The following is a 25,825-nucleotide window of genomic DNA, read 5'->3' as shown; positions in this document are numbered from 1 at the left end:
TGTAGATTCTTGTCTAATTATACAACAGACTGCCCTAATGTGACATATTTCTGCAGACTAACAAAATATAATCCTGCTTCCTTCACCCGATATCCGAACGTCTCAGACCAAGCCAAAGCATACGCCTGAACTTGAGGCGCATAGAAATGGACAAACTGCTGCAATTTGCCTTCGTCAAGCTGATCGGTCTTGAAGTCGACGATCACCCAGCCATCTTCTTCCTCAAATGCAAAATCTATTACTCCCTTTACCAAGAGATCGCCGCCATTTTCTGTCTGGTGTTTTAATACCCCGGCGGCTGTTTCAGACAACAATTGCTCTGTTGCGAGAAAAGGTGTTGTCTCCCCATTGCCTCGAATCATCATTATCGGGATTTCAAACAATCGCCGCTTCGCTCGCAGACTGCGTTGCCAGAGTTCACTGTCTAGAACTTCTCGGAGAATAGGCAGAGCATCCCCCGCGTCCTTCTCTGCAACCTCTTCGACCTGGCAGAGGTATTGAACGTATTCAGGTAATTCGCTCATCGGAAGACCTTTTCCAACTGCTTCAAGTCCCTTGTGGATCACACTGCCGAAGGATTGGCCTCTTCCCGTGGCTGACCATTCCGGTGTGTCGCCAACGCTCTTCGTCAGCCCGGTAACAGTTGCTTCGGCATAAGTCGGTCGGCGAAGCTGCTGAAATACTTGATCTCTCAGATCCAAGTACGCACCCAGATCAATGGATGCTGCTTCGGATTCGGATAAACCAGATGAAGTTGTCCCAACTAAGATATCTTGTTCTACAGATTCCGGAGCATCCAACTCCCGGATTAGCTCCATCCCATCCATGAGTGAACTCCACGGGCACTTGGCAGGTTGTTCGGGATAGAGACTGACCACTAGCATTTGTTTAGCTCGTGTCGCCGCGACATAGAGAAGTCGATCCCGCTCCGCATGCATGAATGCTCGCTCCCGCACGCTCATCGCTTCCCAGCCGACCGGCTGGGCAATCGTTTCTTTCTGAAACCCTTTCGATTGCTGGATCAAGAAATAGCCCTGAGCCTCGGACTCCGAGCGATCAACAAACTGGTCAGCGTCATGATCCTTCTCCCCGCAAGGACAAGCGAGAAACACGATAGGCGCTTCAAGCCCTTTTGCCTTATGCACGTTCATGATCCGTACCGCTTGCCCTTTGCCTGTGTAGAGACTGGCGGTTTCCATACCTTGGCTCTCCCGAATGGCCGAAATCGCATGCGCCAGTTCATGCCAATCCGATGCGAGCATGGCGTCACGCTGCAATCGCTCCAACATCTTAAGCAGTGTTCCAGACCGATTTGCTCCTGCTTCTTGCACCGTGGAATAAGGCAAAAGACCGGTATCCTCCAGAATGCAATACAAGGCTGACCATGCAGGCATTTCTTTCACCCAATCGGCATATTCCCGCAATTTCCGGCATGCAGCGACAACTTGACTACCCTGATCAGCTGACTCCTCTGGCAACCGATAGATAGACCACACATTCCCTAGAGCACGATGCGCCATCAGCTCCTTGTCGCTAATACCGAATAGAGGTCCGCGCAATACGTTCAGCATCGCCACCTGATCGGACGGATCGGCCAGGTAGAGGGCCAATTGTCCCAGCGTATGAAGCTCGGGGTATAGAGCGGAGCTTCCTACAGTTTCCGCAGCAACGCCCCGCTTCTCCAATTCTTCTGCGTAGAGATGCAAATAATGCCTTGTCCTTGTCAATATAAGAAAATCATTGGGCCGTGCCTCTCTGAACACCCAGGATGCGCCATCCCGCTCCTGAATAAGCAAATTTCCGTCGCGGCAAGCCCACGCGATGTATGCGGCAATACGCTGTGCGTCAACCGCCGCCACTTCATCCTTGCCTCCGGGAATTTTCGGGTAAGTGAGTGCATAAACCCCGTGATCCGCGCGCTTATTCCCCTTTGGATTCGGTATATTCGTTTCCATCCGGACATACGCCGCTTGAACATCGGTTTCCCGGACGGGAAGCTTGCCGATAAATTGCCCGTTCACAAAATCGCCGATCGCATCGACGGATCGGAAATTGCTGGTCAAGTGAAGCACATCTCCACATGCTTGAATCCGCGATTTAACCTCGTTATAAATGGAAATATCCGCGCGGCGGAAACGATAGATGGACTGTTTCGGGTCTCCCACGAGGAACAAGGAACCCGGCTTTGGAGTAAGCTTCCGCCAATTCCGTTCATTCGGATCATCGCCGGCCCCCGTTAAGAGAAACATCATTTCCGCTTGGACCGGGTCGGTGTCCTGAAATTCGTCGACCATAAGCCGTTGGTAGCGCCCGGCGAAAAATGCGCGAACCTCCGGGTAATCACGCAGAAGACGGCAGGCATACATCAGCAGATCCTGAAAGTTCAGCTTCCCTGCCTGCAATCGCCGTTCTCTGCAATACTCCAATGCAGGCAAGACAAATTGAATGACTTTCGGATACAGATATTCCCGCCACGATTGAAGAAAGGGGAACAGGACCGTAATCTGCCAATCGTGAAATCGTTCGGATATGGCTTTGGCTTGCTTCTTATCCGTCCATTTGTACTGCTTCACATCCAGTTTGAAGTCAAACATCTTCGCAAGCGTTAGCATCAACATATCGTCCTGCTCATCCGACAACCGCAGCATACGATTAGCAGTACGCAGTTTTGCCTGAAGATTATCCCACCCTTTTTCCGGTTCAGCTGTCGGTAGAAACCTGTTGGCTTCTTCAATCATGGGAAGCAAGGAGAGTCGGATGAGGTTGAAATCAGGACGATGAACCGGTTCGCAAGGGATTTGGAGATCCGTAAAAAGGGATACCCGATCATAGACATTCTTCAGGATGCTGACGTCGATTCCCACCTCGGTAAAGGAGGCAAGTGCTTCACTATCTTCCTCCTGCAGCTGAATCAGATATTCATCCCAGCATTGATCGTGGAACGCACGATTCATTTCATCATCCATTTCTTCGAAAGAAGGGTCCAATCCGGCCTCAATCGGTCGCTCGCGAAGCATGGAGGAACAGAACGCATGGATCGTTCCAATAAAGATTTGGTCCAGATTGGCCAAAGCTTCTTCCATTCGTTCTCTAGTTTCGCCTTCAACATCAGCCGTTTTCCGCTCTAAAGCAATGCGGAAACGCTCCTTCATCTCATCCGCCGCTTTATTCGTAAAGGTGATCGCCGCAATATGCTCCATCTTCGCCGTTCCGGACTCGATGAGTGCCAGCAATCTGCCGACCAAGCTGGTTGTCTTTCCCGAGCCTGCACCGGCTTCTACCAGAAAGGTCGTGTTCAGCTCCTCCAATATCCTCTTTCTAGCTTGTTGATCGGATGGTTCATTCAATGTTCTCCACCTCCAGCAGCGTGTGCAGTAGTTCCGAATTTGCTTCATCCTTTCGCTTATGGGCCATCATCTCTGCGTGCTCTCCGCATACAGCCGCATAGTCGCAATATCGGCAGACCGCAGGATTTGAAGCGGGAATAAACAATCCCTGTTCCATCGACAAAAGGATTCCCCGGATCACCGCGGTGACTCGATTCCGTTCGGTTTGCGGGCGTGCAATCACTTGCCCGTGCCCCCGTTCGCTTGGAAAGACGTAAGACGCTTCAAGCACTTTTGCATCAGAATCCACACCCGTTTGCCGCATCCATAGCTCCGTCCCCATTGCGTAAAGCGCGTGTTGCAGCTGCGTACCGCCTGCGAACATGCCATTTTCCTTGTAAGGCCGAGGACTGCCGGTCTTATAGTCGATAATCCGATATTGATGCGGCGCAACTTGATCGATCCGGTCGACGATCCCGCGCAGCGTAATCGCCATGTCCTCGCCAAGCTCAAGGTGCAACGGCTGGCCGTCCACGATGAGCTCTTGTTCGAAAAACCGGGGAGCCGTCTTAGCCTGCAATTCCATGCGATAGAACACGTCCACATCCCGGAGCATCGCTTGCCGTTCCCTCTCAAACACATGAGGGCTCGGTGCCGGAATCCGCTCGGCATACAAGAGAATCGTCTCCTCAGCAATACGAAGCAAACGGGCATAATCGTGTGTAATAGGTATGACTTTACTTGCGTTGACTTCCGTCATATAACGACGATAAACCTCGTGCAGCAGCGAGCCTCTTTCATTCGGCTTCAGCCAGGAAGTACGGTCAAAAGTCACCTGATCTTTCACGCGAATCCTGAGCACATATTGGAAAAAGTATCGCATCGGACATTCCGCGTACTTCTCCAATTGACTTGCGCTAAGCGTCCGTTCGTCCCGGCCTTTCCAATCATCAGTCCATTCATCCCCCGCTATATATCCGTCATGCTCCGTCACTTGCGAGCTGCCGCGTGCCTCGAGTGCAAGTCTGCCTTGACGTAGCGACGGATAGACCGATTCGATGAAGGATTGCCGGTCCCTCATAAGGTTTACATTCGCATGGATTTGTCGGAAGACATAATGAGAGCCGTCCAATGGCAGTCCATTTAGCTCAGTAGAGGATGGCTGCTCTACATCCAAATACCCGACAGGTTCGCCTAAGCTTCGGTGCAGCATCTCATAGTCCGCATTCGTTTCTCCGGATACTTTTCGGAATACCTGTAGAAGTTGAAAAGCCGGGCTTGCTGTCGCTCCTTCCGCCAAGTCATACGACGAGAAGCTAAATGTGATATTGCCGCTTATCATCCCAAACCGACCATCACGAAGGCGTTGCCGATCTCTTTGTCTCTGCACGGCTGTTTGAAGCCCGGCACCGATCCGTCTGCACTCTTCATCGAGAAGCATGGGATTTTGCCTGATATTCCCGGACCACGACTGTTCATCCATCCCGAGAAGAAACGTATGTTTTCTCCCGCTGATCCCCCCGTTCGACAAACTCGATATGTACAGGAATCCGGGCTTGGGTAACCGTTGCACCCCGACTCGAAGTTCCTGCAGCATGTCTCGGGCATACAAGAACATTTGCTGAAACGGCATCGAGTCCGGAACAGGACATTCCTGCAGTTCTTTAGCGATACCTTTCATTTCTTGCAGGACGATCGCATCCTCTTCCGTTCCGCATACACCAAATCGATCCAAGATGTTAACGAGCCATCCCCAGATTCCCTTAGGAGAGGAGAGCGCGGCTTCGTCAGGAAACAATTCTCCCATGAGGTTTGTCAGATGCTTCTTGATCTCGTCATCCCGCTGTTGTTGTTCCGTCCGCTCCCGTTCTTCGGGTTTTTCATCTGAATCCCCTTGGGACCGAACATGCCCTGCCACCAGCAACTTGATATACCGTTCTTTCCCCCAGCCGATTCCGCTTTTCTCCAGGGCTCGAATACAATCCGAATTCGTTATTCCTTGGTCACGATCGGAGAACGTGATCAATTGCTGCTGTAGCATTGATACCAGCTGCCGCACCTGATAACCGGACTCCAACCAGTTCAGCAGAAAATGTGCGGCTCTTCCCATTCCGGATGTAATCACAGGCAGCCCGTCTGCAAAGGAAGAGGGAAGACCGAAAGAAGCACACATGGTCGAAATAACCAACGCATATTCTTCATCCGGGACGATCATCTCCACTTCATCCAATGGCATCCGGCCCTGAATAATGCGTCTCAATGCTTCGCGAACCTCCGCCAGCCTTCCGGTCGCATGATAGAACTGAACCTCTCCGAACGGCAATGTGGATTGAACGTCAGTGAAGGAAGAATCCGCAATAATCCTCGTCATCCGTCCGTTTGACAACCGCTCCATCATCCGGGCGGAAACCAGTGAAAGCGGCATAGGGTCTGGCAGAATAAGCTCCACGTTTTCCGGCAATTGGGTTGGTAAATGCGACAAAAGGCCGGGGAAATCGATCCAGCTCCGCTGATTCAGAAAGCGCTCATACGCTGACAGCACCTTTCTGACATAGCTGCCTTTTTGCTGGCTCATAAAGTGGTCGTCTCGAAGCTCCCCCGCTCTCACTCCGGCACGGCGCAGATCCATAATGGCTTGGTGAACATGCATGGCAATACCGGGCTTTACTTGATCCATGGAGATGTAGGAATCCGGCTCGAAAGCCATTTGTTCCATGACATGATGGATAATCCAAAAGGACCGCTGTTCCCCGATTAAAGTCAGCCCTTGTTGATACAGGGAGAACTGAACCTGACTTCTTACAAAGGATTGAACCGTTTGGACCTCCACATTCATAACCGGCCCTAATTCCCGGCATATTCGCATCAACCAGGACTGTCCTTCGATGTAGGAAGGAGCAATAACAATTTTGCGGCGAAATGGCTCTCTACGGATTGCATCATATAAACGTTCTAGAAACGTGCCTACTATTTTCAAAAGGGATACCTTCCTTTCGTCTATCTTTCAACAACAGCACCTTACTGCCCATACAACTGTCCCCAACGCTGTAGCTGTTCCTTAAACTTTTCCCGGACAGATGCAGGCTCTAAAATCTCCGCTGAAGGTCCGTACTGAACCACCCAATTCATAAACTCCCGCTCGTGGTTGACGGTGACCTCGAATAATAAGCTGCCGTCCGGCAGATCGGTCATCTTCGGTCTCACGAACAATTCTTCTTCCTTCACATAGCGGGCGACATCCGGATGGAATTTAATCTTAAAAGTGATTAAAGAATCCCCGCGTTCAATCGACCAGGTATGCTTCATATACTGAGCAATGTTAAAATCACCCTTGTCGAATCGATTACTTGTCAACTCTACATGGCGGAAACGGCTTATACGAAACGTGCGAATGTCCTGCTTGGAATGACAATAGCCGATCAAGTAAAACCGTTGATCCCGCGGGACCAAATAGTACGGATCAATTTGGCGCTCCGTCAATTCATTCCGGCTCTGGGTATGGTAAACAGCCCTGATCGTCTTACTGGCGATAATCGCTTCCATGATGGACAGCAAGAAGTTGGCACTGTTCTCCCGATAAGCCGGGGTGCCCATTTGGATCATGCCTGCGACATTTTCCAATGTATCGTACCGCTTCCGGGTTTCTTTCACATGGGTAGCCATCACCTTGTCGTAGGCGGATTCAAAGCCTGGAGGCAACTTGCTGGTGTCCAACACGGAGGGCAGGACAGAGAACACCAACGCTTCCTGCTCCGTGAAATTCAGCGGGTACATGGCGAAATTACCGACAAAACGGTACCCTTTCCCATAACCCTCGTTCGTGATCGGTGCGATCAAGTCCAAAATCCGCATGTCCCTATAAATCGTACGATCCGTTGTCTCGCATTTGTCCGCCAGCTCCTTGGCCGAAATCCCCGGATTGGATTGAATGGCGAGAAGTATTTTAAAGAGCCGAATCACTTTATCCGTCATGCTATATCTCCTATCGTGGCATATAGAATGTAAATCCTTATCATCATTGGGATTCTACGCTTTACCTGGTTCTTCCTGCCTATAAGGAGAAAACGCAACGTTCTCTGTCGTTTTGATGATGTACACTTCCTCTAGACCCGGCGTAAGTTCAACAATTGCCGTATCCTTAACGACAAATCGCACCATGCCGCAAACATGATGCTCAAACCTATCATAAATCCGGCCGGCGCTGCGGCATCCTTTCGGTACGGTATGCGGACTGTTGGCGACATAACCGATTTTGCCCAATGGGATCATATCCACCTCTATCGCTTCATGGTCATGCGGATTATCCGGGTCTTTGATCAAGTGAACGACCTGACCCGGCTTTAGAAATGCTGCTCCGTAGTAATGCTGCGTGCCTGTGACGGCGATATAGATCGGTTGATCCACTGTACTCACTCCCGCATGTCTTTCCTTCATTATGACGGATCGCAACGACCATAGATTGTCAGCGAATATATGTTCTGCGCACAAAAAAAGCACTGCGGCATCTCAACTTGAGATCGCAGTGCTGCATTCATTTAAGAAAATGGGCAAACTGATCCGGCGCATTCCGAATGTCTTGTGCCAACTTCTCGTATTCCGCGGATAATTTGACCGAACGAACTCTTTTGGCGTCTTGATCGCGCGGCTCAATGAATCCTTCTTCTCTCCAATGACTTACCTTTTCCCTTATTGAACGGTCCGACAAACGCAGCAGGTCCCTCATTTCGCTTGTCGTTAGGGTATCTTGTTTAAAGGTTAATTGAGCAAACACCATTCTTTGCTGGGGATCTAACTTGCGAATCAGATCCGGTTCGATTTTCGTCATTTGAGCAGATTTCTCGGTTACGATGGCAGCGGCTTCTTGAAAAACCTCCGCCAAACCATCGATAAAGAATTCCAGCCAAGGCGTCAAGTCAGCCTCATTCCGCCCAAAATAATAATTGTGATGGAGACCCAACTGGAGTCGTCGATAATATTCAGCCAAGTTGCGGTCATAGAAATTCTCGAGTACAAATAACCCCTTTAAACCATATCCGCCGCGTCGTAAAAGATATGTCGTGATCATCCGGGCCGTTCGGCCATTCCCGTCCAAATACGGATGAATCGTTAGGAACTGCCACATGAATATGCCAGCCTTGATAGGAACCGGAACCGAATAGGTTTCCGGCGAGTTCACCCAGGCAACCAAATCCTCCATTAATACCGGGACATCTTTCCATTCCGGCGGCAAATAAAAACCGGAGGCATTGCGGCTGCCTGCTTGATTCTTTTCTTCGCGATACTCGCTAACACGCGGTCTTCGTCCGTGCGATATTCGGATAATGGCATGCAGCTTTTTAATAAATTCCTCTGTGACCGGGAGCTGCCTTTTTTCGGCTTCATCCAGGTATTCCAAAGCTTTCATTAAGTTATAAACTTCCTGCTCTTCATTGTCATTGCTGGTTTGGTACAAAACTTTTCGCTTAGTCGCCTCGTCAAGTGTGTTTCCTTCAATTTTCGTTGAAAGAATGACTGTCTTTTCCATGGATTCTTTCTTAAGCATATCCAGAATAGATGCGGGCAATGGAAGCAAATCCACCACAACACTGGCGCGTTGTATATCCATTAGTCTGCGGGCTATGGTGTCCGTTATTGAATATTTGGGTGTAAACATAACATCACCTTCCTCAATAACATTATACCATTGCCGCTATTTTGCCGCAAAGTATTTTTGTTTCATTGCATTTTCTTCGTATATTTTAATTTCTACAATGACATCCGGTACAACGCTTTATTCTCCAGCCCTCGGACCGGCTGTGTCCACAACTCCTTGTCCGAAGTGGCGCTTAGTGCGTCCTCCGCCATCTGGAGTTTGGCATCCAGTGCGTCAATATAGTGCAATGCTACCGCTTCTGCCGTTTGCGGCTGCACCGGGCTTCCCCATTCCCCAAGGTTATGGTGCGAGAGAATAAGGTGCTGCAATCCGATCACTTGTTGCGAATCGAGTGGAAGTTCCAGCCGCAAAGCCGCTTCTGTGATCCAACTAGCCGCCATGGCAATATGACCGATCAACTTACCCTGGGTGCTGTAATCTATCACGACCCCAAGCTGAGCGATCATTTCCTCTGGCTTCGCGATATCATGCAGGATAATCCCGGCTTTGATCATGTCCGCATTTAGAAATGGCCTCTGCTTGCAAAGGAACTCTCCGATCTCCAGCATACGAACGATATGATAGGCCAAGCCTGCGAAGTAAGCATGATGGTGCATTTTGGCCGCCGGATAATGAGCTAATTTCTCTCTCACCTTATCGACGCAAAAGCTTACTATATCGCGAATCGCCGGATCCGAAATACTCTCGATGACTCTGCTTATGACCTCTAATAATTCCGCAGATCCAATTGGTGCAGCTCGAATAAAATCGGTTAGGGACACACCGTCTTCGTCCCTTATATTGCGAATCCGGATGATCTTAACCTGCGGTTTTTCCCGATATAACTGAACGATTCCTTGAACCTTGACAAGCGTCATCGGAGAAAAATTGTCTCTTTCCGTTTCCTCCACATCCCAATACTTGGCGGGTAACTGTCCGCTGGCATCACACAGCACCAAATCGAAGTAATCCTTTGCCGGCGATGTGTTGGTCTGCTTCAGCTCCAGCTCTTTCAGCAAATAGAAGCCGACGAATTCATCATTCGTACTCAGATCTTTAATCAAAGTCATTCTTTTCACCCCCATCTACAACTCCAAAAACTCTGCCTCTGCCTCAGTGATCTAGTATATTTTTATTTTATAATTAAGTCATGACAACTTTTTGTCAGCGAATATATGTTCTGCACAAAAAAAACGACCAGATCTAATCCGGTCGCGTAGAATTCCTTATTCACATTGGGAGAAATGTAAAATTCAAGATTTAATCATCTTCGGTTAGTAGTAATTCCCTTTTACAAACATCACACTGGACCTTGATAACCAATCCTAGACTTGTTGGTATAAATATGTACGCAAACTTTGCTCCCGTTACATCTTTGGGTTCACATTTATCCCAATTATTAATTTTGTTTTCCATAGATTTGCTAATTTCAAACTTCATATGATTCTCCATAATCAATGTAACTGATCCTTGATCTTATGCACCCATATTGGAAGAGATTTGGCCTGATATTTTAAAACATGATGTTCGGCTTGTATAACGATTTCACCGGAAACTTCGCTATTATCAATCACAATCAAATGATCAATGAGATGGATATGAGTTAGCAGATTTTGCATGGATGTGGTTTGTCTCCGAATGATGTCTTCAGTCGGTATATGATGTCCGCCGTTTCGAACTCTGGCGGCAACACGTTCGATATTGAGCCGAACATCATTTAGACCCACATAAAACATCGTCACTTCAAAGCCGTTCGCCTTGGCTTCCCGTATCAGTCGTATCGCATTACCGCCGGCCAAAGTCGTTTCTACAGAAAAATCGCGTTTATGATGGATACAATCTCTCGCAAGTTTAATCGCTTCTTTGCCTGCGGATACTTTGCGACGATCCGGATGGTCAGAATCAATGCCGCGAGCTAAAGCGTCGGGATCTATATTGACACTGATACCAAGCCTGTCCACTATCAAATTGCGAATGGTGCTTTTGCCGCTGCCGTTATTGCCGGCGAATACAACCATCACTGTGGAGTACTCATTCATGATGAACCCCAGGATTGTCGATTGGCTCGATCACACCGTTTGAATATTCTTTGACAATCTGGCCTTTTTCCGTTTGATAGACAATATAAGTTCCGTTCGCTTTTGCATCCAGTTTCGCGCGATCGCCCGTAAGTTTGATCAGTTTTTGCAAATCTTGAATACGGTCCATCATAGGTCACCATCCAACCCGACTTAATCTTGCCATTATTATAACATACTCGTTTCAGATCAAAATTACAGGCCTCGCATACCAGTTTGTCCACCCACTCACAAAAATCAAGCTATGCTCAAACCGCGTTACTTCTTATTCCCATAAAGTTCAAAAACGAATCTTCCCCAGCTCCTCCCGGAAAGCCGGTCTTCGCGGAAATTTGGTTAACAATTTTTGTGTGACGGTGAACGCTTCTTTCCGTCCGCCAACCTGTTGAAGCATTCGAATGATCCGGCAAACATCGGCGTAATCTCGCCTGTCTCTGGATTGATCCGCCCGGAATTCGATATATGCCACGAAAAGCGCCTTCACCTCCTCCGGGTAATGCGGAAGCAATTGCTCATAGAACGATTCAATTCGGTAAGGTGCCTTGCGGACATGTTCCAAAAGCCGTGCGTACATCTCCTCTTCCACCAGAATTTGGGTATACGTATGCTCTCCCCTCGGGCTCTGCTCTAATTGATCTAACATATCTTGCAAATACAAAGTCCATTCTCCCTCATCGGAAAATGTATCCTTCACAGAGCGATAATACGCATACTCTCCGTTCACAATCAGCTCCATCCCGAGTTTCCGCTGCTGTTCGACTTGTCCTGTGCGATGGTATGCCTCATACCGATATTTCTTCCAGCGATAGACGAGCCCCGGCAGCCTCTGATCTTGGGCTTCCCCGGCCTCCGCCAATCGGATCGCTTCCTCGGCATCGCCTTGCTCAAGCGCCGCTCGAATCGCAATCTCCCGAATTTCCGGGAAATGCAGATGTTTATACAAATAAGCTTTCGCCTGTTCTTCACCTGAACGTTCCAAAATTTGACCATATCGGAGCACAGTTACCCGCTCGTCTGTGTACTCCCGCGACCAATTGCTTCCGGACGTATGACCCAGGAGCGAATCCGCCGCATCATCCCATTGATGTTGCATCTGTTCCGACTCGATCAGCGCGCCCGCCGCCTCGAGGAGCGCGAGCTGCCAATCCGACCACCCGTCGTAATAAGGCTGGTGTGTCTCCTCCAACAACCGGCGGAAAATCTTCAAGCGTTCTTCCGCCGGAATATGATGGTGATCCTGAACCAGCTTGAAGATCGATTCCAGACAGCTTTCGATCACGATCCCGACTCCACCGTCCGAATCGTCGGCGGACTGCAATAATTCAATCATCTCTTCGATGATGCAAAACAGAATCGCCAGCCCGTGCAACCATTCCTCTTCATCGAAGGCGGAGAGAGCCTTTTCAGCGACGATCTCCGCACCTTCCACCGCGCGGCTTACGTTCCGCCAAGACACAAAACCATGATCATCCGAATATGTGTCAATGTAGGATCGAATCAACCGTCGGCAGGCGTCCAACTCCTGATCCGCGCCCCTTTTCGACAAGTGGAGTCTGATGCGCTCTTCCGCGGTATATGAATCCGATGCAATCGAGAGCAGCAATTCGATTAATTTCTCCTTGCTCTCTGCTTCCAACAGTTGCCGGAGAGACGGTTCCGGTGAAGATACCCCGTCTGCTTCTCTATTCTTAAGCTCGAGGAATACGGCGACTTGATGCTTGCATACCGGTCCAAAATCGTACGGACAATCGCATTCCGATTCCATTATGTTGTTCTCGTTGTCTAGCCTTACATAAACCTCATAATCCTCGTACCCGCGCACAACCGCAGTGTACTTTTCATCGGCAATGGACTTCAAGGAAATTACCCGTCCTTCGAACGCGTATTCCTTCCCTCTGTGTACAACTGCAGGATCTATGTATCTGGAAAAATCGGATAAATTCAAGAGGACCACCCCCTTTGGATGCTTCTTTCCATTTTGGAATTCCAATAGTCGATGAACACCTGATAAGATCGCACCGTGGTAAAGAAGGGAATATGTTGGTCTGCCGCAGCGTCGACATATTCATCTTTTAGAAATGGTGACAGCGACACAGGTCGTATATCGGTTGCCATTTGGAAAATAATCCTGCTCATTTGTTGCTTTTATGCTTAAGGATGTATGTTTTAGCCAAGTGGTTTAGATGGCCAACAGCAATTGAATTGGGATCACTCGGGTCATGCTTCTTCTGCATGGCACGTTCAAATTCATCAATCATCTTTGCAAAATCGCATACATTCTGCTCAAGACCAAATAAACGTTTCATGTCTCGATAGTGTCGAAAAAAGACTGCGTTAGCTTGATCATTGGGATAACCTAATTGTTGAAGTTCCGAAATGACCGCTTGAGCATACAGCTTAATCATCGTCTGTCTTGAAGAACGTTTCACCGGTATCCCCTGCCCAAACATTTCTTGATTACTCGAGAATCAACTTCACTTCAATGGATTCCAACCAATCAGAAACACGTTTGCGATTCTGCTCTTCAACAAACTGGTAATACCGCTCTAACTGCTCACTGTCGGAAGATAACGCATCCTTGAATCTTCGGAATATTCTCTTGCCGCCGCTTAATATGTGCATCAAAGTGGATTGCAGCTTTTTATCTTCAACCGTTTCCGCAAAATCAACCATGTCGGTATATCCTTCATCCGACTCCCGTTTCGGTATCCGAAAGTAAATTTCATTAAAGCCTTCTTCAATGATCTCGCTTAATTCTTCGTCCTCTTCATCCCGGTCAAACGTTCGCAACGTGACAACATCTCCAGTTTCGATATTCAGGAAGGACTCTATTCCTTCTACGTACATGTCGTATGCATCCACAATCTCCTGAAACTGCTGCTTGGTCAATTTCAATTCTTTCATAGGTTCTCCCTCAGCTACTATCGCTTTGATCAACTCGCCGCGTTGTTCCGCCTCATATTCCTCCCACGTGGTTCCATACGGGAAGCCGCCATCCGTATATCCGGCGATAAAATAGAAATTCTCGTCTTGCTCCAACAGCCCCGTGAATTCCGCTTTCTGACCGGTCCGCTTATTTTTCTTCCTGCCGCGCATTAAGTTCCCCACCTAAATCCATCTTATTTGAGCGTGCAGATTAGCCAAATTGTCATGAAAACCCCAGCCGATCCCTTCTGTTTTCGAAACCACGGCTTCAAGGCGCTCCTCGAATTCGTCGAACAACTCGGCTGTTTCATCTTTATTTACTTGATCAATGATATCGGCATACATGGACACCATGCTGTAGTAGAAGCGTTCATCAATATCCCCGTAGCTTAGGGTGAAATCAACTCCATTTTCAACGTAGACCAGCTTCAATTCCAGGGCGTACCTGGCATTTCCAGTCAATCTTTCGAATTCCGAGATCGCATGTTTCGCTTCCTGGAGTCTCAGCTTGCCAAATCCCCGCTCAGGGAAAAACTCTTTCTCAACCTTCTTGCAATACTCTTGAAAGAGAGACTCTACTGCTTCATCGCCCAGTATTCTTACAGCAAGAAACTTCTCCATATCTTTGCTGGCGCCATGACAAGCCTTCACCAAATCGATAAGCTGGTCGCTATTTAGCTGCTTCAGATGCTTATTCAGAGCAGACTTCGTCAGCTTCACAGGCTTTTTCCCTACCGGCCGCTTAACCAGTGACTTGGGGATCAGCTTGTCCTTCTGTCGCTCAAGCTCCTGATTCACTTCTTCGCAGGAGAAATGTTCGGGATCATATCCTTCTCGAACCCAGCCTATAAAATGATCCCGCTCCGGATGATTGGGAGTAAGCAGTACTTCCAGCATATGCTGATGCCCCCACACGCCTCCCACATCTTCCTGCGGACAGCCGCGGGCACCATCTAGACACAAGGGTGCCGGGTCGGATGTCGATGCGTCGATTTTGATCAACGTAACCGTGTGCTGCCAATCATCTCCAAAATCATACACGTATGTAAATACGGTGTTTTCTTCGTGAACATGCTTCTGAACGATTTCTCTTCGAGCATTCAATACCTCTCGGTCTTCCATATCTGCGAATGTCGGATCGGGCAGACCGATCACCTTTTCTTTCACATGAAACTCGTATAAATGGTAATTTTCCCATCCCATGACCGATTGGATGATTTTGTGAAGCTGATGAAACGTCACGTCCGGATGAAATTGAAACTCCCGCCAAATCTTCGGGGCAATCTCATTCAGTTCGATTCTGCATCTATAAACCATGATCGTCTGTTCTCCTTTTAAGTATTCCGAGTATATAAACAATCCCACTGTATCCCGGTTGGAATTACAATGGGTAGGCTATTTAGATTCATTCCCATTCTTCTTCGCGCATCCTTTTGATTTCATCAGTCAAATGCGCAGCTTGTTCCGGAGTTAAAACTCCAGCCGATTCAAGGATATCGTCAATGCTGCATTCATCCTCAGACATTTGTCGGTCCAACTTATTTGGCAGGGGCATAGCCAACTGTTCTCCTCCCAATTATAAATCTGAGCAATCATTTTCATTTCTCTCCGGGAAACAAAACAGGAACATTCTAAACTTCATTCTCCTGCTGTTCAAAAGAAATCCTAGACCTCTTCACAATGATACGCGACAGTCCCGCATAGGTCTGTCTTCCTCAGTATAAGCTTTGCCTATAATGGGATTGGTGAGTATAGCTTCTGTTTCAAGAATGAATAATTATATGAAATCATACGTTTTCTCGGGAGAAAATCACTCGCTGCGAAACTGGGAGAGCTTACTGCCGGAGACCATAAAACTACGCGGTTCATGATCGAAAGTCCTCGGGAGATAAGGATTTCAGTAACTCCGATGTGCTCAAGGCTTTGCCAAGCTTGAATTCCTTCCTGCTTTGTTCAATCATGACCTTCAATTCCGGATTAGACTCAACGTCAGCTTGAATGGACCGCTGCTCTTCCTCTTGCAAGACGAGAGTGAACTTTCCCTTTCCTGGAATATGAAAGTGGTACACGGAGTTGTCGCGGCTCATATTCGATATGTTCTCCATCAACTCATCCGGTGAATTGACCTTTTCCATTCGATGTCACCCCATGTCATAAGCTTTTCCGCTCTTTTATCACCAGTATAACATAAACCGCCCCGAATCCTGTAGAAGCAGAAAACCGGTCCCCACGGACCGGCATATCGCCCATGTAGCTCGTCCACCCTTACTTCGCAAACCGCGCCGTTAGCTGAAATTGCTGAAGATCTGAAGAAAAGTAAAAAGGCCTACCCTGTAAGAATAGACCTAGAAGTTAAGATTTATATACATCACCACGAGAGCCAATTTTAATTACTTGGATAAGTAACTTATCATTCTCAACTGAATAAATAATTCGATAAGAACCCACTCGTAATCGATATTCGTCCATTGTTCCTTGCATCCTTTTGATATCGAGCTCTGGATGATAAGGGTCTTCACAGAGAATTTGTAGATGTTGAGTAATTCGAATACGATTCGTCCTATCTAATTTTTGTAAATACTTAAGAGCATCTTTATAGAACTCAATTGAGTAAGTCATCGATAACATCCTTAAGTTTAATACTCTCGCCACGTCTAAAGGATTCTTTAGCTTTTTTAATTGCTTCAATATCATCTTGAGTAGTTGGCTCATCATCCCAAGGGATATGACGATACTCTTTATTTGTGACTAATTTTTCCAAGAAATCAGCAGCGATTGGAAGGGCTTCTTCAGGTAATTGTTGAATTAATTTGTTCAAATGATCTTTTGAAACTGCCATTCGATCAACCCCTATCTAGAAAAGCTAAATTAATTTTATTATAACACGTACTTAATGAAATTTCATAAAGATCGTACGGGCTATTTCAAGGTAGTCAGCAACATCAGCTAACACCGTATTCACGCTTCGGGCCATACGGCCCTTGGTCTGCCCGAGGCATTTCGGGGGAGAAGATTCATGCAGACAACCCTGCGAACCTAACCGCGTCGCGGCCGGCAGCTACGCTGCCTTAAGGTTCTCGGATTCGTGAATACAAGAACGTTACCTGAACCCCTCGTCAAAGATGAGTGGTCTGGTTTTCCTCCATAACAAAAAGTCAGAAAGTTAATGTCCATTGTTTTCTTCTTTAATCCAATTCCACAATACTTTCCTGTTCCAAGCGTATCCTTCGATCAAGCATCGTTTGCAGCACCTGCCTCCAATGGGTCAGTCGGGTATCCTTTAGAGCCTCCTCAAGCTTTCCGGCATATTCATCGCTGATTGACGCCGCTGAGGACTCGTAACGAAGAAGCGTCTCCGCATCCATTAGCATGGGCCTCAGATTAGAAAAGAATTTCTTCCGCAGGTATTCAAAAATCCGGATTCCTCCCAGATCAATATCACCCCAATGATACACTTCAATGTTCTTTTCCGATGCCGAGGCCAAATGCTCTGCCAGTCTACACAAAAAGGATTGCAATGACCGATGGGGAAATCCCCCGGTATATAGAACAAGCTCTGTGTCGCGGAGCTCGGAAGCGTGTTCGAGCCACAGATGATAAGTCGCCAAGTTTTCAATTGTTACTATCCGAGTGGCAACTGTTTGCACTTGATACATTTCTTCCACCGTTTTATCCGATAAGCCAACCCCACCGGCAAACACTCCAATATCAACCTTACGACTGTCGGTAGTACGGAATGAAAGAGGCCCGCTTACCAGCACAATTTGTGGATTTTTGGCCACCCCGAGGAAATCAAGCCATTCTTCCTCGGTTTCACGCTCCTCTCCTGATGCCTGCTTGGCGAGCGAAAGCAACCTTCGTTGAACGTTTCTTTCCATGTGCTTGGAGTCCTTGAACAGCCTCTGGCTAAGTAATCTTATTGGAACGGCTCGCTCGAGCCTAGGAAGCTCCAGCAATACACAAACAAGATCCTTATACCCCTCTGGATCGTCCACCTCCAGGTGGGCAGTTTTACCTTCGGCTAGCGATACATCGGCTTGTTCAGACCACACCCTGACCCATTCCCAAGGATGGCGGGATAAGGGAGTAAGGATGTGCCGCAAGCGTTCCAGCTTGTCCCGCTTCGGCATCCGCCCCGCAACGCGATAAGCCGTCTTCAACTCACTCCATCGCAGATAGATTCTTTCCAACTGCTCGCCGGTGCGAAACCGGGCCCAATTGAGTTCAACAAGTCCGAGCCGCTCCAACTCGGAAGCTGCTTCGTTGATCCAAATTCGTTTACGGAAATCCATTTCGTCTGTATAATCTTGCCAGAATGGACTTTTGTTAAGAGATAGCTGCGGCCTTTGCTTGGAAGGCTGCCCGGTTACAAAAGACTGGCTTAACTCGTATTTGTCCAACAGGAGGTTTAGCAGCTGGGAGACAAATTTGGATTTATATGGCGTTTCATGAATCTCCAAGCAGATCACCCCTTACCATAAAATCTAGAATAAAAAGCCTTGACCGTTTCCTTCATCCGCATCATCGGCTGAGGGGGATTTCCCGTTGTCAACGTTCGATAAATTCGATGCGGCAGCCGCCTCAGCCTCATATTCCGCTATTTCCACGGCTCCCGCTCTCGCCATCTCGTCTTCCGCCCCGTTGTCCCATTTGTCAATCATGTCTACATAACACTGGTAGTTATGCTTGCTGACGAACAGCGTGGTGGACACCTCAGGAGCCATATGCTGCATCTTCTCATCGGGAACGGCGGCAATCAGCTGCAGACCCATTTGCTTAATCAACCGCAGACTGGATTGAATCCGCTGCTCGTCCATTTTATTGAACGCTTCATCGAAAATGACAAGCCGCGTGCTTTTTCCGGAATATAAGTGGTGGAAGGAAGCCAATATCGCAATATAGAACGGTGTCTGCGTCTCGCCTCCCGATTTCTCCTTCAGCACTTGCGAGAAGCGGTATTTGCCGTTGCCGGATGTTACGATAATATCGAAATCCAAGTATTGCCGATAGTCCGAGAACTCCTCCAATTGTCCGGCCTCACCTTTGACCAGAAGATCGAACAACTCATGCAGAACCTCGGTACGATCATTGTCCGGTAATTCGAACAATGAACCCTTTTCCAAAAGCATGGGATCCATCACGGCATCATAGAAGCGCTTGTAACGTTCACTAGGGGAAACCTCAAAATGATACTTGTCGTCGGAAAAAGGAAAATGCCTCAGCGCATAGTTCAGCTCGTGAAACTCCCTACGGGCCATCTCGATCGCTTCCCTTAACCGAAAAATAAAGTGGGACTTGAACTCCTCTTCCGATTCTTTCAAAGCCGCCGCAACTTTATCCTGATATTCCGGAATATTCAGGTGTTCGATCGTTTCAAGCAGCCGATCGTAATCCTCGTTCGTGACCTTCTGGATGTCGGCGATAAAATTTTGATCGATATTATATTTTTGCCGCATTAATTGCAGCTTGTTGAACTGGCTGTCGCGCAGTGTCTGCTGACCCTTCCAGCTGCCTTCCCAATTTTGGATTTTCTGCCAAGTGGAGGCGGACGAATTGCATGCTTCTTCGTATCTTTGCATCGCTCCCGCTTCCCGCTCGCTGCCGTGCTCATTGATCCAATTCCGCCATGCGGCTTCGTACTCTTGCACCTTAATCCGAAGCAAGTGCAGCTTTCCTTCCGCTTCGGACTTTTTCGATTCGGTTTCCGTTTGCTTTTGGAGTAAGGATCCCCATTTTTGTTGCCACTTCTGTTCATCCTTCTTCCACTGCTCATACTCCGCCTGCAGCCGCTCCGCTTCGCTGAAATCGAGACCATTCAGTTCCTCTGTCTTCTGCAATAGCATTTCCGAGCATTCGTGGATATGCCGCATCAGGCCAAGATGGTCGGCAAGCTTGGTACAGCCCGTTTCCTTCAATTTGCCGATCCATTCGGAAAGGTGTTCACCCCAAGCATACAGCATGCGCCGTTCGTCCTGGGCAGACACCAGCTCGGAGCGGCGGATTTCCAACTGGCGGGCGATCGCTTTGGCGCCTATGAACGGAACCTCGTATTGCTCCTTGCGCATCTGCCGGGCTACCAGGTTGTTGTAAACCATGCATGATTGGGTCACCGCTGTACGATGGTGTCGCAGTTCCTGCTCGTTTGCAGCCTTCATCACCTTGCCCAGCAAATGCTCGACGTGCGCCTGGATTACGGGATGCTCCGCCTGCAGCTCGAGTGCCAGGGAACCGGTTACGGCCGTTCCCAAATACCGCTTCTCCTTCTCCGTATCGACGAGACCGACGCCTTCCAGCCGATAGGTTCGCTTCTCCCTTTCATAAATAGACAATGCCTCTGCGAAACATTCCGGTTCAACCAACAGATCGAAGCGCTGGGTGTTCAAATACCCTTCCACCGCATTACGCCAAAGCTCTTCCTTGAGCTCCATGTGCTCGCAAAACACCCAAACCGCCGAGCGGCCCCGCAGCCGTTCCTCCAAGATGCCCTTCAACTGGCGCACCGGTTCGGCATAGCTGCGCTTCTGCTGCTCCAGATCACGAATGATCGTTCTTAACTCTTCGATTCGAGCGTCCGTTTCACCCAGCTTTTCCTGCAACTGGTTATGTTGAACGAGCATCCTGTCACGCCACGCCGTTAGACCTTCTCCAATCTCAGCCAGATCCCGTGTCCACTCTTCTTCCTCATGGACTTCAATGATTCCGCAACGTGCCACAGCGTCAAGACGCGCCAGGCTCTCCTGATAACTGCGAAGCGTCTCCCTCTCTCCAGGCTTCCATGTCCAGTACGGATTGTCCGGCCAATCGTACAAGTTCGCCAATAGCTGAAGCTCCCGTTCAATTTGTCTCCGATACGTGAGCAAGAGCCTCTCTCCCTCGCTCTGTTGAGCGGTGAGCCGGGCAATGTCCTCGTGCAGCTCTTTCTTGCGCTTCTCCGCAGCATGGTTCTGCCAGCGCTGGTAAGCATCCTGCTGCTTGTCCCGGGCTTCCGCCTGCAACCGGGCGGCAAGGTCAATATCATCCGCAAGCTGTCGCAGCTCTTCTTCCAGCCGGACATTGTCCCGTTCGGTCTGCTCCAGATTCTCACTCTCGTAATCCGCTTTCAAGCGCCGGATCACATAATCCTGCTCAATGGCAGTCTCCTTGTATTTGGCATACTGGGCATAACACTCACGTATGGATTGCAGGTGCAGCTTCTTCTCCTGAAGATGCTCCAGCTCCTGGCGATACCGTTCGTGGATCTCGAAATTTTGCCGCATCAAATCCAACTGCAGCTCTTTTCGGTCGAGTATATAATCGTTGACAAAAGCACGGATATTCTGGATCGGCTTGAACGAGAGCGCTTTGGTGAATATTGTGAAAAACCGATCATGAAGCTGTCCCATCCGGGCGAGTAAGGCTTTCTGATAGTTGGTCTTGTTCCTTTCAAACAAAGCCTTTTTTCCGGAGAGCCCGCTGACCCTGACGCTTTCCCCACCGTAGCGCTTGCGGAATTCGTCTCGATTGAGCAGCTGGCCGTTGGATTTGACAAACTGCAAATCATCCAACCGCCGATCTGACAAAATGAAATACTCTTCTTCCCCGGTCGTGCTTCCTCGGTATACATCAATCGCTACCCCGACAACGAACCATTCCTTACGGTCCTCGTCCCGGAATTCAGCTGCAATATAAGTCGTAAAATCGCCGTCCCTCAAAAAGGAGCGCTCGTCGCTGCCGATTTTTCCCCTAAGATAATTGATAAAGCTGCGTTTGGCGTCATCGTGTGCAGCCGCATTGAACTTGATCATTCGATGATCAGCAACGAAAAGCACCTGCAGCGCGTCAATAATCGTCGATTTTCCCGCGGCGTTCTGTCCAGTGATCAACGTCTGTTTTCCGAATTCCAGCTCCTCGTCCTTGAAATAATGCCAGTTAATCAGACGCAGCCGCTTCATCCATTTCATCCAGCAATCCTCCCTCCGCGTTCGTCAGGTACAATTCTAGCTTATCAAGTAACGACTGCATCTCATCCGTCTGAATCATATAGATCCAAGTATGGAACAGCTTGAACCGGGCATCATCGGAACGAATGTCGGAATCCAGCGGTTCAATCAATTGGGCCTGTACACACAATCTAACCAGCCTGTCCAATGCGGTACGGTTTACCCATTCCAGCCGGAACGTCTCGTACTTGCTGCGAATTTCATAAAGGGTAATCATAGGATAATCCGCCAGCGATAGGCCTTGCCTCTTCTCCTCATATAGTAAGCGCAGCACCAGCAGCCATAGTGTCTGTTCCCGGTCAAGCCTACGGCGAAGACGGCCATCGGGAATATGCAGATAGACGCATTCATGCCGCTCGTCCACGACAAGTTCCCAACCAAGGAATCGATAATAGCCCTCCAACGCGGTACGGTAGCGACGAATTGTCGCATACAACTCCCGGTCCTTGTCTTTGATCAGAAGGTTAACCTCCATGAGTCGCTGGATTACTTCTTTGACCTTCGATTGTTCAGAGTCGCTCAAATCTTGAAACATCATGAATCGTTATCCTCCCCGCTCTTTACGGACAATGTCGTGATTGTGGAATCGATATCTTCCGACACTAACCGTCTGCCGCTTGCCTTGCCGGTCCAAGCTGAAACGCGAGCCACCATCCGAGCCATACAAATAAACATACCCCAGCATAAGAAATTCCTCGGCACTACTTGGAGCGAGCTCGATCAGTTCCATGCGCTTTCGGTCACCAAGCCGGGTCATGACGTAATCATCCACTTTTTTACGGGTAATGGCCTTGCGCATTTTCTCTACGTTCCTCTGTCGCAGCTCCTCCATCACGTGTGCCGGAATCGGAACCGTAACATGGGTCTCCGGCTGATGAGCCATCCTTCGGCGGCGCGGCGGCAGGAGTGACTGCTCTGACCATCCGCGAACCTGATTAATCGCGAACAGCGAGTATTCCGCATCCTGCTTTTGCTGGCCGAGCAACTCCAGCAGACGTGTCAACCGGCGGTCCAATCCTTCATGCTGCTGACTCAAATATCTGGCCCGGTCGTAGGAAGAACGAAGATACTGGTTATGCCGCACATCAATCTGATAGAAAATCTCTTCCAGCCCGACAAAGGTTTCTTCAATGAAGAATAAAGCTTCCTTGACGGCATATTCCGCTTGTTCAACCGTTTCATACAGCTCGCTCTTGACGCCGTCCATTGCAGCTTCCTGCAGCAAACCCCGATCTAGGAGCCACTTCTGAACCGTATGAAGGATTTGAAAACGATAGCGCGCCACATGATCCGACGTTTTGAGCCGGTGATAGCTTTTATCTACAATTTGCGATTTATAGGTTTCAAAATGATGGTCCAGCACTTCGCGAATCGAAGTTTTTTGAACAACTGTCTCCATGTGATGCTTCATATTATTGTATAACCCAATCAATTCATGGCGAAATTGCCTTGTTACCTGTGCCGCCTCCATTACGGCGAAACAAGGGCGCATTTTGGCCTCCTCGCCGGTAAGAAGCTGATAAGTTACAAAAGCAAACCGTTGATATTCGACCGTCCGTGCTTCGCATAATTCCTGAAACACCGCAATCAGCCGGCTGGCATAATGGGGAAGTACAATATAAGCTTCGAACTGGCTGCGGGTTTCCACATCAATCCACTTCGCCCGTTCCAGCCGTCGCAGCAATGCATTGGCCTGAGCTCTGGAGACATCCTCTAACGTAAGCTGATCCTCTCTTCCAGCTCCAACCGGCTCATCCTCATCGGCAGAAATGACCATACCCGTTTCTTGTTGAGTCTCCAGCAGCTCCTGCAGCAGATCCCGCATGACTTCATAGCGAATGCCGAACCGCTCCCTTTGCGAATGCTCGTATAAAAGCAGCAGTGCTTCCGCATATATCTTCCGATTGGAACCCGTCAGAAGATGAAATAATCCTTCCGGTACTACATCAAACAAGTTCATCATACCGCGCGCATACCCTTTCGGAGAAAAATGTCGATACTTTATTATACTAGATTTGGAAGATATGAAGTATGGTAGAATACGGCTATTCCCTTCAATCTTAATGGCAAGCTCCATTGGTATACGGAATACTTGCCGCACAAGGTTCTCAAGTATCGGTATTAACTCCAGAAGAAGCAGAAAACCGGCCCCCTCGGACCGGCTGATTCAGGCTCCATATAGCTCGTCCACCCTCACCGCACAAACCGCCCGCTGCACACAAATCGCGCCGCTTCCTGACGTCGGTTCGTGTTCACAACCTGTTGACGATATGCGCGACAAGCCGCAGGTTGTGCTCAATCAACAGATTTCGCGATTCTTGGTTTCCTTCGGCCATTAGCCGCAAATGCTTTGCCTCGTCTTCTTCGGCGAGCGGCTGCGGGAACGCGTTATTTTTGACATAGGAGACCAAGAGCATGAGCTGCTTAATGAAAAGCGCAATCATTGCAAAAAAACAGGCACGGATCAGTTCACCCCCTGAAGTTTTGCCCGCCCTCGCCTGACCGGCATAGGAGTGGCGCATCACTACAGTGTATGTGGGCGTAAGCCTAATCGTGCCTGTACCGTGAACTATCGGATCCTATGAGAAAATACGCTACAATTTCTTACAGTCAACAAGGGTTTTGGAACTGCTCCCGTATGTCTACCCAATCCGTCATTGTATAAATGTGAATTTTCTGGCGTTCGCTTTCAATTGATATGGACTTAGCCGGTGGCTTCCATCAGCCCTGTTTCTGATTTAGATCGCAATGGGAGTACCCTTTAATACGGTATAAACGTCTACGTAATTATAACCATGGGCTTCGGCTACTGCCTTAAAAGTAACTTTGCCATCGATGACGTTAATTCCTTTGGCCAGCGCCGTGTTTTCCAATGCTGCCTGCCGATGCTTCTTGTTAGCAATTTGCAAGCCATATGTCGTAGTCACATTAGTCAAGGCGATGGTCGAAGTTTTTGCTACCGCCCCAGGCATGTTGGCAACAGCATAATGGATAACGCCGAATTTCTTATAAATCGGGTCGTCGTGGGTCGTAATCCGGTCTATCGTTTCAATCGATCCCCCTTGATCGATTGCCACATCGATAATTACAGATCCGGGACTCATGTTCTTCACCATATCTTCAGTGACTAAACGCGGGGCCCGCGCGCCAGGAATCAACACCGCTCCGACAACTAAATCTGCATCTCGTACTGCACATGCAATGTTCTTCGGGTTTGACATAACTGTTTTGATACGGCCGGTGAGCAGATCATCCAGCTGCCGCAATCGTTCTGGATTAATATCGAGAATAGTAACGTCTGCCCCTAATCCTAGTGCCATCTTTGCAGCGTTGAGTCCGACGATTCCGCCACCGATTACGGCTACTTTCGCAGGCTCAACTCCCGGCACTCCGCTTAAGAGGACTCCCTTGCCCCCATTCGATTTCTCCAAAAAATGTGCTCCTATTTGGATCGACATCCGTCCAGCTACTTCACTCATCGGCGTAAGCAGCGGTAAACTGCCGTTATCCAATTGGATCGTCTCGTATGCGATCGCAGTCACCTTATTGTCCACCAGCGCTTTTGTCAGCGCAGGTTCCGGAGCCAGATGGAGATATGTGTATATGATCATCCCTTCCCGAAAATACCGGTATTCTTCCGGCAGCGGCTCTTTCACTTTGACGATCATTTCCCCGGCCCATGCTTCCTTGGCCGTAGCCACGATTGTAGCCCCGGCTTCAACGTAATCTTGATCCGTAAATCCGATACCTGCCCCCGCATTTGTCTCTACAAGCACATCATGACCTGCAGCTTTATAAACCGCGACTGAAGCCGGCGTCATACCTACACGGCTTTCATTATTTTTTATTTCTCTTGGAAGCCCAATAAGCATTCCTATCCCCCCT

The 25,825-nt window shown here is 48.7% G+C and carries 21 protein-coding genes and 1 pseudogene; all 22 read right to left on the bottom strand.

Going from position 1 to position 25,825, the window contains the following annotated elements:
* Nucleotides 1-17: 17 nt before the first annotated feature.
* Nucleotides 18-3,347, bottom strand: coding sequence for a UvrD-helicase domain-containing protein (locus tag ACZ439_RS20830; RefSeq protein ID WP_464620110.1), 3,330 nt, complete (start codon nucleotides 3,345-3,347; stop codon nucleotides 18-20).
* Complete coding sequence (locus tag ACZ439_RS20825; RefSeq protein ID WP_464620109.1) at nucleotides 3,340-6,162, bottom strand: PD-(D/E)XK nuclease family protein; 2,823 nt, start codon at nucleotides 6,160-6,162, stop codon at nucleotides 3,340-3,342. Before ACZ439_RS20825 ends, ACZ439_RS20830 begins: the two co-directional genes overlap by 8 nt.
* Before the next feature lie 182 nt (nucleotides 6,163-6,344).
* Nucleotides 6,345-7,298 (bottom strand): helix-turn-helix transcriptional regulator, encoded by a 954-nt coding sequence (locus tag ACZ439_RS20820; protein WP_054799812.1) that lies wholly within the window; start codon nucleotides 7,296-7,298, stop codon nucleotides 6,345-6,347.
* A gap of 54 nt (nucleotides 7,299-7,352) precedes the next feature.
* Nucleotides 7,353-7,730, bottom strand: coding sequence for an HIRAN domain-containing protein (locus ACZ439_RS20815; RefSeq protein ID WP_464620108.1), 378 nt, complete (start codon nucleotides 7,728-7,730; stop codon nucleotides 7,353-7,355).
* A gap of 127 nt (nucleotides 7,731-7,857) precedes the next feature.
* The gene (locus tag ACZ439_RS20810) at nucleotides 7,858-8,979 is read right to left on the bottom strand and encodes a Fic family protein (protein ID WP_464620107.1); all 1,122 of its coding nucleotides are present in this window, start codon (nucleotides 8,977-8,979) and stop codon (nucleotides 7,858-7,860) included.
* A 92-nt stretch (nucleotides 8,980-9,071) separates the two neighbouring features.
* On the bottom strand, nucleotides 9,072-10,028 hold the full coding sequence (locus tag ACZ439_RS20805) for an HD domain-containing protein (RefSeq protein WP_054799821.1): 957 nt from the start codon (nucleotides 10,026-10,028) through the stop codon (nucleotides 9,072-9,074).
* 384 nt (nucleotides 10,029-10,412) lie between these two features.
* On the bottom strand, nucleotides 10,413-10,997 hold the full coding sequence (locus ACZ439_RS20800; RefSeq protein WP_054797304.1) for a zeta toxin family protein: 585 nt from the start codon (nucleotides 10,995-10,997) through the stop codon (nucleotides 10,413-10,415).
* Complete coding sequence (locus ACZ439_RS20795; protein WP_054797303.1) at nucleotides 10,990-11,169, bottom strand: hypothetical protein; 180 nt, start codon at nucleotides 11,167-11,169, stop codon at nucleotides 10,990-10,992. The genes ACZ439_RS20800 and ACZ439_RS20795 overlap by 8 nt, the downstream gene beginning before the upstream one ends.
* A gap of 147 nt (nucleotides 11,170-11,316) precedes the next feature.
* The gene (locus ACZ439_RS20790; protein WP_464621150.1) at nucleotides 11,317-12,990 is read right to left on the bottom strand and encodes an SWIM zinc finger family protein; all 1,674 of its coding nucleotides are present in this window, start codon (nucleotides 12,988-12,990) and stop codon (nucleotides 11,317-11,319) included.
* A gap of 178 nt (nucleotides 12,991-13,168) precedes the next feature.
* A complete protein-coding gene (locus tag ACZ439_RS20785; protein ID WP_209844419.1) occupies nucleotides 13,169-13,465 on the bottom strand; it encodes a nucleotide exchange factor GrpE in 297 nt (98 codons plus the stop codon).
* Nucleotides 13,466-13,493: 28 nt separating this feature from the next.
* A complete protein-coding gene (locus ACZ439_RS20780; RefSeq protein WP_054799813.1) occupies nucleotides 13,494-14,132 on the bottom strand; it encodes a UPF0158 family protein in 639 nt (212 codons plus the stop codon).
* A 12-nt stretch (nucleotides 14,133-14,144) separates the two neighbouring features.
* A complete protein-coding gene (locus tag ACZ439_RS20775; protein ID WP_429848583.1) occupies nucleotides 14,145-15,278 on the bottom strand; it encodes a DUF6155 family protein in 1,134 nt (377 codons plus the stop codon).
* Between the two features lie 88 nt (nucleotides 15,279-15,366).
* Nucleotides 15,367-15,522: a hypothetical protein gene (locus ACZ439_RS20770; RefSeq protein ID WP_157462203.1), complete on the bottom strand. Its 156-nt coding sequence runs from the start codon at nucleotides 15,520-15,522 to the stop codon at nucleotides 15,367-15,369.
* Nucleotides 15,523-15,826: 304 nt separating this feature from the next.
* The gene (locus ACZ439_RS20765; RefSeq protein WP_464620106.1) at nucleotides 15,827-16,096 is read right to left on the bottom strand and encodes a hypothetical protein; all 270 of its coding nucleotides are present in this window, start codon (nucleotides 16,094-16,096) and stop codon (nucleotides 15,827-15,829) included.
* Between the two features lie 217 nt (nucleotides 16,097-16,313).
* On the bottom strand, nucleotides 16,314-16,580 hold the full coding sequence (locus ACZ439_RS20760; RefSeq protein WP_023554895.1) for a type II toxin-antitoxin system RelE family toxin: 267 nt from the start codon (nucleotides 16,578-16,580) through the stop codon (nucleotides 16,314-16,316).
* Entirely contained in the window at nucleotides 16,564-16,800 is a 237-nt protein-coding gene (locus ACZ439_RS20755; protein WP_023554896.1) for a hypothetical protein, read from the bottom strand. Before ACZ439_RS20755 ends, ACZ439_RS20760 begins: the two co-directional genes overlap by 17 nt.
* Before the next feature lie 346 nt (nucleotides 16,801-17,146).
* The gene (locus ACZ439_RS20750; RefSeq protein WP_083351195.1) at nucleotides 17,147-18,421 is read right to left on the bottom strand and encodes a Wadjet anti-phage system protein JetD domain-containing protein; all 1,275 of its coding nucleotides are present in this window, start codon (nucleotides 18,419-18,421) and stop codon (nucleotides 17,147-17,149) included.
* A gap of 24 nt (nucleotides 18,422-18,445) precedes the next feature.
* On the bottom strand, nucleotides 18,446-21,901 hold the full coding sequence (locus tag ACZ439_RS20745; RefSeq protein ID WP_074727205.1) for an ATP-binding protein: 3,456 nt from the start codon (nucleotides 21,899-21,901) through the stop codon (nucleotides 18,446-18,448).
* A complete protein-coding gene (locus tag ACZ439_RS20740; protein ID WP_023554899.1) occupies nucleotides 21,870-22,478 on the bottom strand; it encodes a DUF4194 domain-containing protein in 609 nt (202 codons plus the stop codon). The genes ACZ439_RS20745 and ACZ439_RS20740 overlap by 32 nt, the downstream gene beginning before the upstream one ends.
* Nucleotides 22,479-22,484: 6 nt before the next feature.
* Nucleotides 22,485-23,903, bottom strand: a complete 1,419-nt coding sequence (locus tag ACZ439_RS20735) for a Wadjet anti-phage system protein JetA family protein (protein WP_023554900.1) — start codon at nucleotides 23,901-23,903, stop codon at nucleotides 22,485-22,487.
* Nucleotides 23,904-24,198: 295 nt separating this feature from the next.
* Nucleotides 24,199-24,384 (bottom strand): annotated as a pseudogene (locus ACZ439_RS20730) (RNA polymerase subunit sigma-70); the annotation flags it as partial.
* 294 nt (nucleotides 24,385-24,678) lie between these two features.
* Nucleotides 24,679-25,812, bottom strand: a complete 1,134-nt coding sequence (gene ald, locus ACZ439_RS20725; protein WP_464620105.1) for an alanine dehydrogenase — start codon at nucleotides 25,810-25,812, stop codon at nucleotides 24,679-24,681.
* Nucleotides 25,813-25,825: the final 13 nt, after the last annotated feature.

The sequence above is a fragment of the Paenibacillus sp. JCM 9796 genome, assembly GCF_055379675.1.
Note: the sequence above shows the minus strand (reverse complement) of the source record. Positions and strands in the feature narration are given on the sequence as shown.